At 48.7% G+C, this 14,544-nt stretch carries 19 protein-coding genes; 7 read left to right on the top strand and 12 right to left on the bottom strand.

Going from position 1 to position 14,544, the window contains the following annotated elements; genetic code table 11:
* Positions 1–14 precede the first annotated feature (14 nt).
* The 4 genes from DP119_RS06140 to DP119_RS06125 form a co-directional block, all read right to left on the bottom strand.
* Complete coding sequence (locus DP119_RS06140; protein WP_112231773.1) at positions 15–956, bottom strand: thymidylate synthase; 942 nt, start codon at positions 954–956, stop codon at positions 15–17.
* A gap of 123 nt (positions 957–1,079) precedes the next feature.
* Positions 1,080–1,673: a YpjP family protein gene (locus DP119_RS06135; protein WP_112231771.1), complete on the bottom strand. Its 594-nt coding sequence runs from the start codon at positions 1,671–1,673 to the stop codon at positions 1,080–1,082.
* Positions 1,674–2,340: 667 nt separating this feature from the next.
* Positions 2,341–3,123, bottom strand: coding sequence for a class I SAM-dependent methyltransferase (locus DP119_RS06130; protein ID WP_112231769.1), 783 nt, complete (start codon positions 3,121–3,123; stop codon positions 2,341–2,343).
* A complete protein-coding gene (locus tag DP119_RS06125) occupies positions 3,120–3,554 on the bottom strand; it encodes a BrxA/BrxB family bacilliredoxin (RefSeq protein ID WP_112231767.1) in 435 nt (144 codons plus the stop codon). Before DP119_RS06125 ends, DP119_RS06130 begins: the two co-directional genes overlap by 4 nt.
* Positions 3,555–3,929: 375 nt before the next feature.
* Between DP119_RS06125 and DP119_RS06120 the strand changes: the two genes are divergently transcribed.
* Complete coding sequence (locus tag DP119_RS06120; RefSeq protein WP_112231765.1) at positions 3,930–4,679, top strand: excalibur calcium-binding domain-containing protein; 750 nt, start codon at positions 3,930–3,932, stop codon at positions 4,677–4,679.
* 110 nt (positions 4,680–4,789) lie between these two features.
* Here DP119_RS06120 and DP119_RS06115 read toward each other — a convergent pair whose 3' ends face one another.
* The 4 genes from DP119_RS06115 to DP119_RS06100 all read right to left on the bottom strand — a co-directional run bounded on the left by DP119_RS06115 (position 4,790) and on the right by DP119_RS06100 (position 8,842).
* Positions 4,790–5,095, bottom strand: coding sequence for a hypothetical protein (locus DP119_RS06115; protein ID WP_112231763.1), 306 nt, complete (start codon positions 5,093–5,095; stop codon positions 4,790–4,792).
* Positions 5,096–5,166: 71 nt separating this feature from the next.
* Positions 5,167–6,297: a conserved virulence factor C family protein gene (locus DP119_RS06110; RefSeq protein WP_112231761.1), complete on the bottom strand. Its 1,131-nt coding sequence runs from the start codon at positions 6,295–6,297 to the stop codon at positions 5,167–5,169.
* Between the two features lie 20 nt (positions 6,298–6,317).
* Positions 6,318–8,210: an ABC-F family ATP-binding cassette domain-containing protein gene (locus tag DP119_RS06105; protein ID WP_112231759.1), complete on the bottom strand. Its 1,893-nt coding sequence runs from the start codon at positions 8,208–8,210 to the stop codon at positions 6,318–6,320.
* Positions 8,207–8,842 (bottom strand): HD domain-containing protein, encoded by a 636-nt coding sequence (locus DP119_RS06100; protein WP_112231758.1) that lies wholly within the window; start codon positions 8,840–8,842, stop codon positions 8,207–8,209. The genes DP119_RS06105 and DP119_RS06100 overlap by 4 nt, the downstream gene beginning before the upstream one ends.
* Positions 8,843–9,004: 162 nt before the next feature.
* Between DP119_RS06100 and DP119_RS06095 the strand changes: the two genes are divergently transcribed.
* Positions 9,005–9,211 (top strand): cold-shock protein, encoded by a 207-nt coding sequence (locus tag DP119_RS06095; RefSeq protein ID WP_112231757.1) that lies wholly within the window; start codon positions 9,005–9,007, stop codon positions 9,209–9,211.
* 112 nt (positions 9,212–9,323) lie between these two features.
* Here the strand turns inward: DP119_RS06095 and DP119_RS06090 are convergent, their stop codons facing one another.
* Positions 9,324–9,521, bottom strand: a complete 198-nt coding sequence (locus DP119_RS06090) for a zinc-finger domain-containing protein (protein WP_058380612.1) — start codon at positions 9,519–9,521, stop codon at positions 9,324–9,326.
* Between the two features lie 142 nt (positions 9,522–9,663).
* Between DP119_RS06090 and DP119_RS06085 the strand changes: the two genes are divergently transcribed.
* The 5 genes from DP119_RS06085 to DP119_RS06065 all read left to right on the top strand — a co-directional run bounded on the left by DP119_RS06085 (position 9,664) and on the right by DP119_RS06065 (position 12,673).
* Positions 9,664–10,359, top strand: coding sequence for a queuosine precursor transporter (locus tag DP119_RS06085; RefSeq protein WP_112231754.1), 696 nt, complete (start codon positions 9,664–9,666; stop codon positions 10,357–10,359).
* Positions 10,356–10,745, top strand: coding sequence for a ribonuclease HI family protein (locus tag DP119_RS06080; RefSeq protein WP_112231752.1), 390 nt, complete (start codon positions 10,356–10,358; stop codon positions 10,743–10,745). The genes DP119_RS06085 and DP119_RS06080 overlap by 4 nt, the downstream gene beginning before the upstream one ends.
* Positions 10,746–10,849: 104 nt before the next feature.
* Positions 10,850–11,062, top strand: coding sequence for a hypothetical protein (locus tag DP119_RS06075; protein WP_068869249.1), 213 nt, complete (start codon positions 10,850–10,852; stop codon positions 11,060–11,062).
* Between the two features lie 18 nt (positions 11,063–11,080).
* Positions 11,081–11,407 (top strand): hypothetical protein, encoded by a 327-nt coding sequence (locus DP119_RS06070; RefSeq protein WP_058380608.1) that lies wholly within the window; start codon positions 11,081–11,083, stop codon positions 11,405–11,407.
* A 252-nt stretch (positions 11,408–11,659) separates the two neighbouring features.
* Positions 11,660–12,673, top strand: a complete 1,014-nt coding sequence (locus DP119_RS06065) for a PQQ-dependent sugar dehydrogenase (protein WP_240616373.1) — start codon at positions 11,660–11,662, stop codon at positions 12,671–12,673.
* A 34-nt stretch (positions 12,674–12,707) separates the two neighbouring features.
* On the opposite strand, the gene DP119_RS06060 is transcribed toward DP119_RS06065, so the two are convergent.
* The 3 genes from DP119_RS06060 to DP119_RS06050 are packed head-to-tail and all read right to left on the bottom strand — an operon-like array spanning position 12,708 to position 14,465.
* A complete protein-coding gene (locus DP119_RS06060) occupies positions 12,708–13,214 on the bottom strand; it encodes a GNAT family N-acetyltransferase (protein ID WP_112231748.1) in 507 nt (168 codons plus the stop codon).
* A gap of 18 nt (positions 13,215–13,232) precedes the next feature.
* The gene (locus tag DP119_RS06055) at positions 13,233–14,243 is read right to left on the bottom strand and encodes a S66 family peptidase (protein ID WP_112231746.1); all 1,011 of its coding nucleotides are present in this window, start codon (positions 14,241–14,243) and stop codon (positions 13,233–13,235) included.
* 12 nt (positions 14,244–14,255) lie between these two features.
* Positions 14,256–14,465, bottom strand: a complete 210-nt coding sequence (locus DP119_RS06050) for a hypothetical protein (protein ID WP_112231744.1) — start codon at positions 14,463–14,465, stop codon at positions 14,256–14,258.
* Positions 14,466–14,544: the final 79 nt, after the last annotated feature.

Here is a 14,544-nt window from a genome sequence, read left to right as displayed (position 1 = left end):
TTCCTCCTTGGCCGTTATACAGCGACAGGCGCTTTGATCCGCGGATGCGGGTCATAGCCCTCGATTTGAATGTCTTCCATTTCCATCTCGAACATCGATTTGCCGTCTGTTAATTTCAATGACGGCAAAGCTTTCGGTTCTCTGCCCAATTGCTCCTGCACTTGATCTAAATGGTTCACATAGAGATGCGTATCGCCAGTTGTGTGGATGAATTCACCAGGCTCAAGCCCGCATTCCTTGGCCACCAGATGCGTCAAAAGCGCATAGGAGGCGATATTGAACGGCACGCCGAGGAAGACGTCTGCGCTTCTTTGGTATAGCTGGCACGATAATTTGCCATCCGCCACGTAAAACTGGAACATGATGTGGCAAGGCGGAAGCGCCATGTCATCGATGAATTCCGGATTCCATGCTGTCACCAAATGACGGCGCGAGTCCGGGTTGTTCTTGATCGACTCGACGACATTTTTCAGCTGGTCGATCTGCCCGCCGTCAGTCGCTGCCCACGATCGCCATTGCTTGCCGTAGACCGGACCCAAATCTCCGTATTTTTTCGCAAACCCGTCATCTGCCAGCACTTTTTCCTGGAACAGCGTCATCTGCTGTTTGTACAGTTCCGCAAATTCCGGATCGCGCTGTGCCCGCCGGCCGAAATCAAACATGTCCGGCCCGTCGTATTCATCGCTTTCGACCCATTGCGCAAACGCCCACTCATCCCAGATGTGGTTATTATCCTTCAATAAAGTCTGGACATTCGTATCGCCTTTAATGAACCAGAGAAGTTCGGAGACAATGAGGCGGAACGCCGTTTTCTTGGTGGTCATGAGCGGGAAGCCCTCTGCCAGGTCAAAGCGCATTTGGTGGCCGAATACGCTGAGCGTCCCGGTTCCCGTACGGTCTTCTTTTTTTGCCCCCTTGTCCAGAATGTGTTCACATAACGCTAAATATTGTTTCATGCAATTCCCTCCATTATTAGTATCATCATAACAAAAACAACTCGAATAAGAAAAACTTTAAGAATACCATGATTTCAGAAAAAAATGAGGACATCAAAAAAAACCGTTATGGTGATAACGGTTTCAGGAAAGCCATTTAGGCGGGGTGTCTTTGGACCAGTAGATGTCCCCGATGCTGATGTGGCGCTGGTACTGGTCACTTGCCAAATGGTAATGGAAATTGAACGAATAGCCTTCGAGCGGTTTTTTCTCGGTCCGGACATGGAAACGGATTTCATCTTGCCCGCTGTCTTTGTCATAGACGTGGAAAATTTTCTCGGCATGGTCGCCGGACGGTTTTTCGGAAATCGCCAAATTGCGCAATCTGTCTTTGCCGTATGCGGCCAGTTCCGTGTCGATGACGCCCTGGATCGCCGGCAAAATGCGCGTGCGGAATTCCGAGTCGATCACCGGGCCGATGCGTGAACCGAATTTTATATAGGACTGCTCTTCAGCGGCCTGGCGGAAATCGGCCAAAATCGAGTCGGCCGTCACATAATACTCTTCCGGGTCGATCCATTCTATCGTATATTGTTTCGTATCCCCTTGGCTTGCATGTGATTTCGGTTCCCCTTTTTCATCGAGCAAGGACTCCCAAATCATATGGTTCGGTGTAATTGCGCCCAATGTTAGGACCGCCACTACGACCATCAAGGATTTTTGCCACCAGCTTTTCACATTCATCACCTTCAATTTTGAACATTTTGTCAAGCTTACTATTGTAATAAACGATTTTTATGTGGAAAGGTTTCATCTTCTTCCAATTCATTGTACAATAAAGCGAGTAAGCACGCCTTGTTTTTTTCAAAAAGGAGGAATTTTCATGGACGCGTCATTATTGATTGGATTGGGTCTATTGTTTATGCTTGTGTATTTGACTTCGCTATCCTTTACAGACTAAAAAAATCTCCCGCTTTGGGAGATTTTTTTATTGTGTCGAGAAAGGTAAGAAGCCGTATTTTCCGAAGCTTATCGCTCGCTTTCCGCGGGCGGGAATCGAGCCTCCTCGTTCACTACGAAAACCGCTGCTCCCACATCTGCGTGGCAGATGCGTCGCAAATGATTAGGCTCAGCGAAGCTTCGCTTAATCATTCCCTGCGGGGTCTCTCAAACCCGTCGCTTCGCTGCTCCCGCAGGAAAAATAATATCGAACTACGTGAGAGCTTATCTTTGCGAAGTAATGCGCAGCATTATTGAGCAGAAGGGTTTACGAACGAACGCTTCTTTAAACACTAAACCATATCATTGATTTTTGAATGCGGAAAAGATAATCTTCGTTTAATTTATAATGAATTTCAGACTTCTTCAACACTCCGAAAAAAATCTCCCGCTTTTGGGAGATTTTTTATTGGGTCTTATTCATTTGGATGACACCGAAATGGAATTTCGTATTTGGGCGCACGCGCCGCTTGAAGCCGAACGCCTCAAAATCAGTCGAGCGGAAATGCGCTTTCAAGACGACGCTTTTCCTAGCGACGCGCTTCGCTTCCTCTACCCATTCCTCCGTCAATTGCCCGTGGTCCGCATTGTTCCGGAGCGGCGCGAAGTTCGACGCTTCGGCAATCTGTTCCGTGAACATCGGATCCATGTAAACGACATCGAAGGCATCATCATCAAGGCCCTTCAAATAATCGACCGCATTTTGCGGGACGACTTGGATGCGCCTCATCGATTCGTGCAGCTTTGGCATGTTCTGATAATTTTTCAAGCCTTCCCGGATGACATGGGCGATGACCGGGTCGCTTTCACAACCAACGACTTTTCCTGTGCCACCAACGACAAGCGAAGCAATGAGCGCATCACTTGCCATGCCGAGCGTGCAATCCAGATAGGCATCTCCTGGCCCGAGTCCGGACACTTCAACAAGTGGATCGTTTTCTAATGGCCGCTTCGAGCGAAATGCCGCCGAATTGGGATGAAAAAAGAACGGCTCGCTTTGTCCGACTGGATAAAGCTCGAGCCGTTCTTTTTTGCAGACGATGATGTCCGCAGCCAGTTCTTCGTGCAGTTTGTAGATCGGCCGCTTATTGCGCTCGACTGCCTGCAGACCAAGGAGCTGTGCGGTCTCTTGTGCACAGCGCTTAGTCGCATCAGTCGGCCGGTAAGCGGTCGTGACGACCGTCTTCACTGCGCTGCTTCCTCGATCGCTTGTTTCACGGCATCACGCACTTGTTCCATCTCAAAGCCTTCGATTTCTTCGCGCGGAATGAAATGCGCAAGCTGCCCGTCTTTCAAGACTGCGATTGAAGGAGACGATGGCGGCACTTCCTCAAAATACTGGCGCATCTGCGCTGTCGCTTCCTTGTCTTGCCCAGCAAATACTGTCACCAAATGATCCGGCTTATGCTCAGACAGTTCAACCGCTTCGCGTACTGCCGGGCGTGCAAGCCCTGCGGCACATCCGCAGATTGAGTTGATGATCACGAGGCTCACGCCTTGTGCCGTGCTCATATGTTCATTGACATCTTCAGCCGTCGTCAGCTCCGTGAATCCGGATTCCGTCAATTCTTTGCGCATCGGGACGACAATGCCCTTCATGTATTCATCGTATGCGTTCATATATATCCCTGCTTTCTTTAATTTTTTATAAGAATGGTTTTACTTCTCCACTCTTTATTCTAACTTACTTGAAGGTTAATTTCATTTGTTGACATGTAAATGATTTTAATCACATATCCTGGACTGAAATCATCTTTCCAAAATTGGACATCCATAAAATCTTCTTGCGTTTTCTTCAGACTCCACGAAATATCAAAAAAGTTATTTATTATCATTTTTTTAACATAAAAAATTTACTTATATGTTATAATTAATTTAACTTTTATAATAATTTACCATTGATGATATCAATTTTCAGTGTTTCAAAAATTGGTTTACCATAGTCTCTCTCTTCCGCTGTTATAAACTCACAAAAAAGGTTAAGGGGGGAGTTTAATGCAAGCGTTTTTCATCCTACTGGCTGTGGCTGCTGGAATCCTTTTTGCTGTTTTTGGTATTCAATGGTTAATGGTCAAATCAACTAAAAAAGCCCATGGGCCACAGGGCTATGGGCGAAATGCTTTTATCGCTTTTGCTGTATTGGCGCTTTCCATACTCATTTTTGATTTTCTAGGGACAAGGCAAATGGAAGCCGAGCGTGATAATTTACTGGTGTTAAACGATGAACTTGAATTCGAGAACAGGGAAATTGCCGCTGAAAAAAACGACATAGAAACTAAATACAATGAATTACAGAGCGATTGGAACGACAAAAAAAATGAATTGGCTTTATTGAGTGAAGAAAACACTACGAATAAAGAACTGATTGAAGAGATGACCGTAAAAATGGCGGAAAATGAAAATGCAGCTGACGAATTGAAAAAACAAAAAGAAACATTCAATCAAGAAAAAGAAGGTTTGACGGAAAATATAAGCGCTCTCGAAAAACAGCTCGCTGATGCTCAAGCTGAAAATGACGCGTTAAATGACACCATTTCAGGTTTAACAGCACAGGCTGAAGACTCGACTCCTCAAGTTTCTAATGAACCATCAACAGCTGCCGCAGCCCCGGCTTCATCAACTGCTTCGGTAGAGTATGACAATTGCACTGCGGCCCGGGAAGACGGGGCCGCCCCTGTTTACCGTGGCGACCCCGGATACGGTAAGCATCTCGATCGAGACGGTGACGGTGTCGGCTGTGAATAAAAATCATTGTGATTTTTCTCAGCATTGGTCATCGCTAACTAATCCCAGTAAAAAAATGGCAGCAAACTGCATACATGCAGTTTGCTGCCATTTTCATTTTTGGGATCCAACTAATGTTTTTCTTTATAATGTTCATTAATATACGCCAGCATATCCCCGAAACTATCGTAATGGAACCAGTCATAGCGCATTTTCTGGTCCACTTCGCCTTCCTCATCGATATGCATGGAATTGGCGCTCAACTGCAGGATTTCCGTATCTTCCACATCCGTCGGCTCTTCTTCGAACGCATGATCGGCGAATTCTTTCTTCACCGACTCATAAAACCTGTCGCGTTCGTCTTCCTGCTCGAATTCCCACGATTCGTACTTGCCTCGGCAAAGCACTTCTATCGAATACACTTGTTTTTCAGCCATTTTCTATCTCCTCCAAGTAAAGCGTCGTATTGCTCTTTACCTCAAGGAAGGAGGCGGGAAACATTTGCCTCTTACTTATTGTCTTTCATCGTCTGGCGGGCTTCGGTCATTTGCTTCCATACCGAACCGCGCGCTTCTTCGCCTTGTTCGATGCGGGCGATCGCCATCTTGATCTGGAGCTTCACTTCGAACTCAGGGTCATTTTCCGCTTCCTTCAGTGCCGGAAGCGCTTGTTCTGTTCCAGTTTCGTACAAGAACATCGCGGCACGCCAGCGCACGAGCTTGTTCTTGTCTTGCAATGTTTCGATCATGATCGGTTCGAACGCTTCGAAGCCAAGGTCGCTGATGGTGTCACCAGCTGTGCGGCGGACCGCCCATGACTTGTCTCTCATCGCCTGTTCTGCGTACGGTACGACCGCTTCGTCGTCGATGTCGCCGAGATAGATGGCTGCTTGGCGGCGGATCGACATTTTGTCGTCTTCCAATGCCTTTCCTAACAGCTGCAAATCCTCAAGATCCGCTTCAACCAATTGGCCGAGCAATTGAAAGCGCGTTTCCCAATCCGGTGCGTCGAATTCTTCCAGCGATACTCTGCGTTTGTCGATTTTGCCAGCCGATTCATTTGATTCGGTTTTGCTGGTCAAGGATTCCAAACGGTCGTCAGGGTAAGCCGCTTCGATTTCTTCGACGATGCTTTTGCCGATTTCCTCTTTTTCGCCGTAGCGGACGCCGTAATCTGCCCATTTGCGCTGGAAAATGAAGTTTTCATCAGTCGGGTCCATGACTTTGTTCATCGCCTGCACAAAACGGTTCGGCATCGCAAAGCGCTCTTCCGATTGCGAATCGAACACTTTTACTTGCAACGGAATGCCTTTGAATTCCTGGACATGGACATACACTTCACCGAAATGCTCATCGATCTCGAGTTCTTCCTCGGAGCCATTGCCTTCGCCGAAGACGCGCCGGACATCAGCAAGAATGCCTTCCCAGTCGGATTTTGCGTTGCGTTCGACGGCAAGGAAATCCGCCACATGGTAGACGCCTTTGACGCCATCGATCTCTAAGATTTCCTGCACTTCTTTCGGCGCGCCTTCCGTCTGGTCTTTCTTGTAATTATGGCTTTTCCCGAACGGCAATTCCTGGTCGATGATCACTTTCATCGTATTCGGGCTTGGAGTCGGTTCAATAGCTACTATTTTCAAGATAATCCCTCCTGTGTGTATTACGCTTCTGCCAGTTCCTGCAGATAGCTCCACCGTTCGATCAATTCATCGTACTCGACGGTGTAAGCATCGATTTGGTCGGTCAATTCCTGCAATTTATCAAAATCAGACCCGGCTTTGGACATTTCCGCCTCGGTCTGCTCGATTTTGTCTTCCACTTCCGCGATTTTGTCGAGTATGCCATCATATTCCTTTTTCTCGAGGAAACTCATCTTCTTCTTTTTTTCCGGTGCTCGCGATGCAGAGTCTGCAGCCGGCATGTCATTTGCCACAATAGCAGCTTGCGGCTCAACTACCGGCTTCTTTTCTTTCAGCCAGTCCGTGTACAATCCTTGATACTCTTCGACCGTGCCGCTTCCGAGCGTCCATAGCTTTTTCGCGATCCGGTCAAGGAAAAAGCGGTCGTGGGAAATGGTCAAGACGACGCCTGGGAAATTCTCCAAAAAGTCTTCAAGGACGGATAAAGTCTGGATATCCAGATCATTCGTCGGCTCATCGAGCAACAGGATATTCGGTTTTTCCATCAACAATTTCAGCAAGTACAAGCGCTTGCGTTCGCCTCCTGACAATTTGCCGATCAAGGTGCCGTGGGCATTCGACGGGAACAGGAATCGTTCGAGCATTTGAGTCGCGGACAAACGTACGCCTTTTTCCGCTTCGAAATCGCTCGATACTTCCTGGATGTATTCGATCATGCGCTGGGATTCGTCCATTTCCGGTAAACGCTGCGTGAAATGCGCGATCTTGACGGTACTTCCGTAGTCCAACGTGCCGCTTGTCGCTTCCAGGTCGCCGGCGATCAATTTCATGAGCGTCGATTTCCCGGCACCATTCGGCCCGACGATACCGATGCGGTCGCCGCCTTGCAGTAAGAAGTCGAAGGAATGGAAAATTTGATGGTCGCCGTATGAAACGGCCAAGTCTTCCCCTTCGATGATTTTCTTGCCGAGTCGCTGGCTCTGCATCGATAGTTCAAGGCTCGTGTTATCGGACGTTGATTGCAGGTCTTCCGATAATTGGTCAAAACGCTGGATGCGCGCTTTTTGCTTTGTGCTGCGGGCTTTCGCGCCGCGGCGGATCCATTTCAGCTCCGAGCGGAAACGGTTGTGCATCTTTTGTTTCGTCGCTTCGGCCATTTCTTCGCGCACGGCTTTTGCTTCCAGGTAGTCGCCGTAGTTTCCTTTATGCGTATACATCGTCTGGTCGGCCAGTTCAAAGATATGCGTCGAGACAGCGTCGAGGAAGTAACGGTCATGCGTTACGAACAGCATGGCGCTGTTCATGCGCAGAAGCGTTTCCTGCAGCCATTCCGTAGAGCCTGCGTCCAAATGGTTGGTCGGCTCGTCCAAGAGGATCAAGTCGGCCGGTTCGATCAAGGCTTTGGCGAGCGCTACGCGTTTGCGCTGGCCGCCGGACAATTCGCTGACTTGCTGGTCGTACATATCGATGCCAAGTTTGGTCAATGCCGTTTTGGCCAAGGCGTTGATATCCCAGGCGTTTTCGCGTTCCATGCCTTCCTGGATTTTCATCAATTCTTCCTGCAATTGTTCAGACCCCGAGTCAGCGATCATATTTTGCAGCGCCTTTTCATAGGAACGGTTGAGCGCAAGCAACGGCGAGTCGCCGGAGAAGACCGTTTCCAGGACAGTCAGCGATTCGTCGAATTCAGGCTCCTGCATCAAATAGGTAATCCGGTATTTTTTTGGATGGTCCATTTCCATGGTGTCGGATTCGAGCTCGCCAGCAAGGATCGACAAAAGAGTCGACTTGCCGGTGCCGTTGACGCCGATCAAGCCGGCACGTTCTCCCGGGTAAAGCGAGAATTCGACATTGGTGAAGAGGGTTTTGACCCCCACTGATTTGCTTAGGTTTGTTACGTGTAAGTGGCTCATTTTTTCCCATCCGTTTCGTTTTGTAGTTGCTCTAGAAAGGATAGCATAAATCGGTGGCGTTCTTCAGCCATTTGCTTTCCGCTATCCGTCAACATGAGTTCTTTCAACAGCAAAAGCTTCTCGTAAAAATGCGTCACGGTGCTCGTATCGCCGTTCCGGTATTCGCTTTCGGTCATCGCGGTGCGCGCCTGTTCATCATGGTCATATAATTTACGGCCTTTTGCGCCGCCGTATGCAAAGGCGCGTGCAATGCCGATCGCACCGATCGCATCGAGGCGGTCGGCATCGCGGACGATTCTGCCTTCAAGCGTTGCAGGTTCTTCGTTCGTCCCGCCTTTAAAAGAGACGGTCCGGATAATCGAGCGAATCTCGCTGCGCTCAGCGTCCGTCAGCTCAAGCTGCTGGAGGATTTCTTGTTCCGGGTCTTCTCCCGCCTTTTTGTATTTCGGGTCGGAGACGTCATGCAATAATACGGCAAGCTCGATCAGTGCCTGATCGCCGCCTTCCGCCTTTGCAATATGGCGCGCATTTTCCAGCACCCGTTCGATGTGCTGCCAGTCGTGGCTGGCGTCAAATTGTTCATAGATACTTTTCACTTTCATGCGGCAGTCCGCTATGGCTTGGTGATTCATGGGTTCTCTCCTTTAAATTGTTCTGGCCCCATTATAACGTGTAATGGACTGAAACGGCGCCCCATCGCCGTATTGACCTTATATGCACCATCATGTATAGTTAAGCCATCCATTGGCTCTAAAGCTGAGGGTCCGACAATCTGAATATTAGGGGGAAGGTCCATGCACCACGGAATTGTGAAATGGTTCAATTCAGAAAAAGGCTATGGCTTTATCGAATGTGACAACGGTGATGATGTTTTTGTCCATTTTACCGGCATCCAAGGTGATGGTTTCCGATCGCTGCAAGAAGGCGCAGCTGTCTCGTTCGATATCATTGACGGCAATCGCGGGCCGCAAGCAGCGAACGTCGCGCAGGACCAACCATAAAAATTGAAACAAAAAGACCCAGGAATTTTTCCTGGGTCTTCTTTTTATTCAGGCAAATCCGTGCATACTGGATTGCTATGCTCATGAAAACGCCCTGCAGCGGCTCAAGGGTTCACTTACCGCCCGTGCCGATTTTATTCAATTCCTGGCCCAAAAACTGCAATTGGGTGCCGACTGTGCATTCGCTGATGCAAAAGCGGTGCGCCGCTGTTTTTCCTTCGTCCTTGCGGAGTTGGGCTTTGACAAAGCAGCCTTCACAATACGTATTGAGCATTTCATCGATTTCGTTGATAATGGATACTTTTTTCATTCGGGTCCCTCCGCAAAATGTCATTCTATTATTCTACTATGAATTTGTTTTTTTCCGCAACAATCGGTATACTGGCTTGGGACATTTTCGTCCTTCAGCGGTTCGAAACTTCCCGCTCTACCAAAACTAAGGAGGAAGCAGTTTGTTTAATGAATTCTTAGGGCTCGGCTTCGCCCTGTTCAATTTTGTGTTATTGCTCATCATGTATAAAGTGTTTGGCAAGACCGGGCTGTTCGCCTGGGTCGCTTTCGCCACCATCCTGGCGAATATCCAAGTGACAAAGACGATTGAAATCATCGGATTGACCGCAACGCTCGGCAATAGCTTGTATGCCTCGACTTTTCTTGCAACCGATATCCTCAATGAAAAATACGGCAGAAAAGAAGCGAAAAAAGCAGTATGGCTCGGCTTTTCCTCGCTTTTGATCATGGTCGTGACGATGCAATTCGGCCTTCAGTTCATTCCCGCGGACAGTGATTTTGCCCACGGAGCACTCGAAACCGTATTCGGCCTGGTGCCGCAAATCGCCATTGCCAGCATGATCGCCTATCTGCTTGCGCAGCATATCGACGTCATCGTCTTTTCAGCTTTGCGGAAAGTTTTTCCGAAAGACAGCCAGTTCTGGATCCGCAATAACGGCTCGACCCTGCTTAGCCAATTGATCGACACCTTGATCTTCACATCGATCGCTTTTTTCGGCGTCTTTCCGTTCGATGTCTGGATCCAGATCTTCATCTCGACCTATGTCCTGAAATTTATCGTGTCGGTACTGGATACGCCGTTTGGCTATATCGCGAAGAAAATCCGGCCGCTCGATGAACAGGAGGCCGCGCGATGATCGAATTGTTCGTGGACGCATCGACTGCCGGCGGTGTCAACGTCAGCGCGGTCGGCGTGTTTTTAAGAGGCGAAGGGCATTCCATCAAATGGAGCCAGTATGTCGGCAAAATGGATAATCACCAGGCCGAATTCACGGCGCTGTTAAAAGGGCTGGAGCTCGCTCGTCCGCTCGCGACAGGAATGGTGTCCATCAAATCGGACTCGAAGCTCGTCGTCGATGCCTTCGAAAAACGCTTCGTGAAAAATCCGGTCTACAGAAAACTGCTCGATGAATCCTTGGCGATTGCGGATGGATTCGATTATTGCTTCATCAAATGGATTCCGGATTCCCAGAACAAGGCAGCCCATGCACTTGCCAACGACAAACTAAAAGAGCATAAATAAAGAAAGCAGCCGTTCAACTTTGAGCGGCTGCTTTTTGCTTTGGGCATGCCAGGCACATGCGATTCTGATATGATGGTGACATACTGATTTACTGGAGGCTATTTATGAGATCGAAACTAGGAACCGCACTCGATATTTTCATCATCCTGATCGGCCCATTCATCATCTATGCACGCATCGTGGACATCATGCAAAACGGCGTATCGCTCTATCCCTTATTATCGGTGATCATCGTCGGGCTTGCACTCGCTTTCGCTGTCTACAATTTGATCCAGCTATTGAAAGAACGGCAAAATAGCACTCCGCGCAAAAAATAGCAGAAATGAGGATCTCCCTTGAAAACGCTTTTATTGTATCTCGTTCCATTAATCGTTTACGCATTGATGAATAATCTGGTCAACGACAGCTTTACTTGGCCACAATACTTAATTCTGTTATTCGCTTTTCTGGCGTTCCAGCTCGGCCGGCTGCGCTATCCGAAAAACGAAGTGCCGCCTGCTGCAAAAGTAACACAGGCCGTCTTTTACGTTTTGACGGTCGCCATCATTTTCCGCGATAAGTATTTGGACGCCGGGCTGATCAATTTAATGATTGTCCTCGTAGCAGTGTTTGTCATCGTCGAATGGATTATCGCCAAACCACAGCAAAAAACAAATGCATAACTGCAAAACCGCGAAGCCTAGACTACTGGCTTCGCGTTTTCCTTTGCATTCCCTTTTAATTTACATACCATAGGATGAACAGCACGACTGCGATGCTGATCCATGTGATGATGCGGACCAAATTGCGTTTTTTGCGCAACTCTTCTTGTTCTTTGACGTCTTTTAGCAGCGGCATTTTTCGTCCTCCTTGCTGTTTTACATTTCCCATCGCTTCCTGCTTAGATTATGATGAATAAAAAGGAGGTTTTCAAGTTGAAAAAATGGATTTTCCCCGGGATTCTTGCAGCAGCTCTTGCCGGATGCAGCAATGGGCCCGCGAATCCCGATGAAGCGACCGCACCTGCAGATGTGATCGCCACGGACCTTGAAGCCCCTTGGTCAATCAACAAGCAAGATGACGCTTTCTATATATCAGAACGCCCAGGCACAGTCGCTTACATTGATGCTGAAGGAAAGTTGGAACGCCAAGACGTCAATTTCTCTTCGCCCTTGTCTTCGGCTTCTGAAGCAGGATTTCTCGGATTCGTGCTGAAGCCGGATTTCGATGACTCACAGGAAGCTTACGGCTATTATGTTTATGAAGACAATGGCAATTCTTATAACAAAATTGCGGAGTTTCATTTAGACGGCGGAAGCTGGTCGGAAACGGCCGTTCTCTTGTCAGGCATTCCGACAGGCAATGTCCATCACGGCGGCAGGTTAGAATTCAGTGAAGACGGCACGCTTTATGCGACCATCGGAGACGCATCCGAACCGGACCTTGCGCAGGATCCCGCTTCAGTCAACGGGAAAATTCTCCGCCTTAACGAATTCAATGAATTTGAAATCTATTCACACGGCCACCGGAACCCTCAAGGCATAGCCTGGGACGGGGGCACGATGTACGCCTCCGAACACGGCCAATCGGCGAACGACGAAATCAATATCATCAAACAGGATGCCAATTACGGCTGGCCCGAAATTGAAGGGGAAGAAACGGCTGATGGGTTAGAAGCGCCGTTTGTCACGAGTGGCGCAGATGATACGTGGGCACCTAGCGGGATCGACTTTCACGACGGTGCGCTGTATATCGCAGCACTTCGTGGGACAGCGATCAAAGTAATGGATCCGGAGTCGGCAGAAATCACCGATTCCATCGAAGGATACGGCCGCATCCGCGACGTTTATTCTGACGGCAACGATTTGTATTTCATCACGAACAATACCGATGGCCGGGGCACCCCAACAGAAGGCGACGACAAATTGTATATTTTAAATGAACAATAAAAAAGCGGAGACCCTTGTCTCCGCTTTTTCTGGTTCATTCATTTCCCAGCTTCAGCACCATCATCAATTCGTCGATGTAACGTCCGTCCGTCTGCTGTGCATTCGGCAAGATGCCGATGCGCGTAAAGCCGAACCTATCGTAAAAATCGATTGCGCGCGAGTTTTCCGAATTGACGGCCAGTTCGAGCTGCTCGAGCCCTTCCCACTCCCCCGCAAACGCCAGCAAATGACCAAAAAGCGTTGACGCAATTCCCGCCCCTCTCGATTCTTCCCTTGCATAGACGGCGAGTACTTCAGCTCGGTGGCTGGTTTTTTTCCCAGACAGCCGGAACAGTGTCATTATCGCGAGCAGACGGCCTTCGCCGTACGCACCGAATGTTACAGCCGCAGGATTGGCCAGGTTTTTAGCTGTCGCACTCACCGGCCTTTGTCTTGCTTCGTTAAAATCGGTTGAAAAAGCATCGGCATCCGTCCGCAACGCCATCAAGCGAAGTTCCCTGTACTGCTCGGCGTCTTCTGGCGTTAATCGGCGATATTCCATACGACACCCTTCCTTTCTTTAACGGAATTCCTGGACGACACGCCCTTTTCCATCGTCAACGTGGAAAAGGGCGTGCGCCCCGTTGACCAGAATCACTTGCGGCGGCTGATGGCCGATATCGGCATCATAAACAATGGGAACTTTTAATTGCTCCGCAAGTTCCTGATAAACCATCTCCGCGGTATACCCTTGCACCGGCTCGTTCGCTTCGCTTCTGCCGAATACGATGCCGGAACAATTGTCGAACCAGCCTGCATATTTCATCTGCAGCAGGCTGCGTTTCAAATCCGCCGTGTTCATCTCGCAGTTTTCCAAAAACCAGATGACCGGTTCATCCGGTATGGATTTCTTCCGGAAAGCTTCGACATTGCCGTATGGAGTACCGACCAGGTGGCGGATTACATCGATGCATCCGCCGAGAAGACGGCCTTCCAGCCGTTCGGCATTTCCGGACACGGTCTTCCACACGGTCGGTTCTGTCAAATTGAAAACCGCCGGAGTGGGCTTGTCATGGTCCCAACTTTTTTGGTATTTCTCGGAAGAGACTTGCTTGATAACCGAGGTTTTTGTCGAGGACAGTACATCTATCCAGCATGCAGTAGTCGGATCAGTTTCACTGCCGCGCAAGTCGATTATATTGGTGCCGTGCGCTGTTGCAATTCCGGTGTTCAAGGTGACGGCCAAAGACAGCAAGCTGATATCCGAATACCCGAGCAGCCATTTCGGGGTGAGTTTCCGGAAATCCAGATGTTCCAGGATTTCCAATAACAGCTCCCCTCCCCACGGCGGGATGATCGCATCGACTTTGGAGTCGCGCCAGATGCTGATCAGCTCTTTAGCGCGAACCGCTGCAGGTGACGACTTCGCTTCTTTTTGAGTCCAGGCATTCGCCGTAGTTTTGACAGCAAATCCTTGTTTCTCCAACTGGGCTGTAGCTCCTTCAAGCAAATGATGAAGTTCTTCGGACACCCCTGAAGAAGGTGCCGTGACGCCGATGGTTCTTAACGCTCGATCGGGATAGCGGATCATTGTCTCTCCTCCTTACCAATTGATATAATTGAACAACACATAAACGATGCTCAGCAGTAAAGCAGCCCCAAGCCCGGTCAATACGACATGGACCAAGCCGTCGACTAACAGATTCGGCCGCTTGTCGAGACGCTTGCCTTTGAACTGGGAAAAATCCGGGGGCGTTTCTTTTAGATTGTTTCCCTGCATGGTCAAATCATTTTCCTCGAATTGTTTGCTCATCTATTAACACTCCTATAATTTAACATTTTTAAATTATTTTACTTTTACAATTATACTAAAAACAGCACAAAGAAAACAT

The organism is Planococcus maitriensis (genome assembly GCF_003289925.1).
Taxonomy (GTDB): domain Bacteria; phylum Bacillota; class Bacilli; order Bacillales_A; family Planococcaceae; genus Planococcus; species Planococcus maitriensis.
The sequence above is the reverse complement of the archived record's forward strand: the minus strand, read 5'-3'. Positions and strand labels throughout refer to the sequence as shown.

Coding starts and splice junctions, on each gene's coding strand:
- DP119_RS06105 (WP_112231759.1), bottom strand. CDS start 8,210: ATGAGCCACTTACACGTAACAAACCTAAGCAAATCAGTGGGGGTCAAA.
- DP119_RS06090 (WP_058380612.1), bottom strand. CDS start 9,521: ATGAAAAAAGTATCCATTATCAACGAAATCGATGAAATGCTCAATACG.
- DP119_RS06060 (WP_112231748.1), bottom strand. CDS start 13,214: ATGGAATATCGCCGATTAACGCCAGAAGACGCCGAGCAGTACAGGGAA.
- DP119_RS06100 (WP_112231758.1), bottom strand. CDS start 8,842: ATGAATCACCAAGCCATAGCGGACTGCCGCATGAAAGTGAAAAGTATC.
- DP119_RS06050 (WP_112231744.1), bottom strand. CDS start 14,465: ATGAGCAAACAATTCGAGGAAAATGATTTGACCATGCAGGGAAACAAT.
- DP119_RS06080 (WP_112231752.1), top strand. CDS start 10,356: ATGATCGAATTGTTCGTGGACGCATCGACTGCCGGCGGTGTCAACGTC.
- DP119_RS06115 (WP_112231763.1), bottom strand. CDS start 5,095: ATGGCTGAAAAACAAGTGTATTCGATAGAAGTGCTTTGCCGAGGCAAG.
- DP119_RS06140 (WP_112231773.1), bottom strand. CDS start 956: ATGAAACAATATTTAGCGTTATGTGAACACATTCTGGACAAGGGGGCA.
- DP119_RS06055 (WP_112231746.1), bottom strand. CDS start 14,243: ATGATCCGCTATCCCGATCGAGCGTTAAGAACCATCGGCGTCACGGCA.
- DP119_RS06095 (WP_112231757.1), top strand. CDS start 9,005: ATGCACCACGGAATTGTGAAATGGTTCAATTCAGAAAAAGGCTATGGC.
- DP119_RS06120 (WP_112231765.1), top strand. CDS start 3,930: ATGCAAGCGTTTTTCATCCTACTGGCTGTGGCTGCTGGAATCCTTTTT.
- DP119_RS06075 (WP_068869249.1), top strand. CDS start 10,850: ATGAGATCGAAACTAGGAACCGCACTCGATATTTTCATCATCCTGATC.
- DP119_RS06125 (WP_112231767.1), bottom strand. CDS start 3,554: ATGAACGCATACGATGAATACATGAAGGGCATTGTCGTCCCGATGCGC.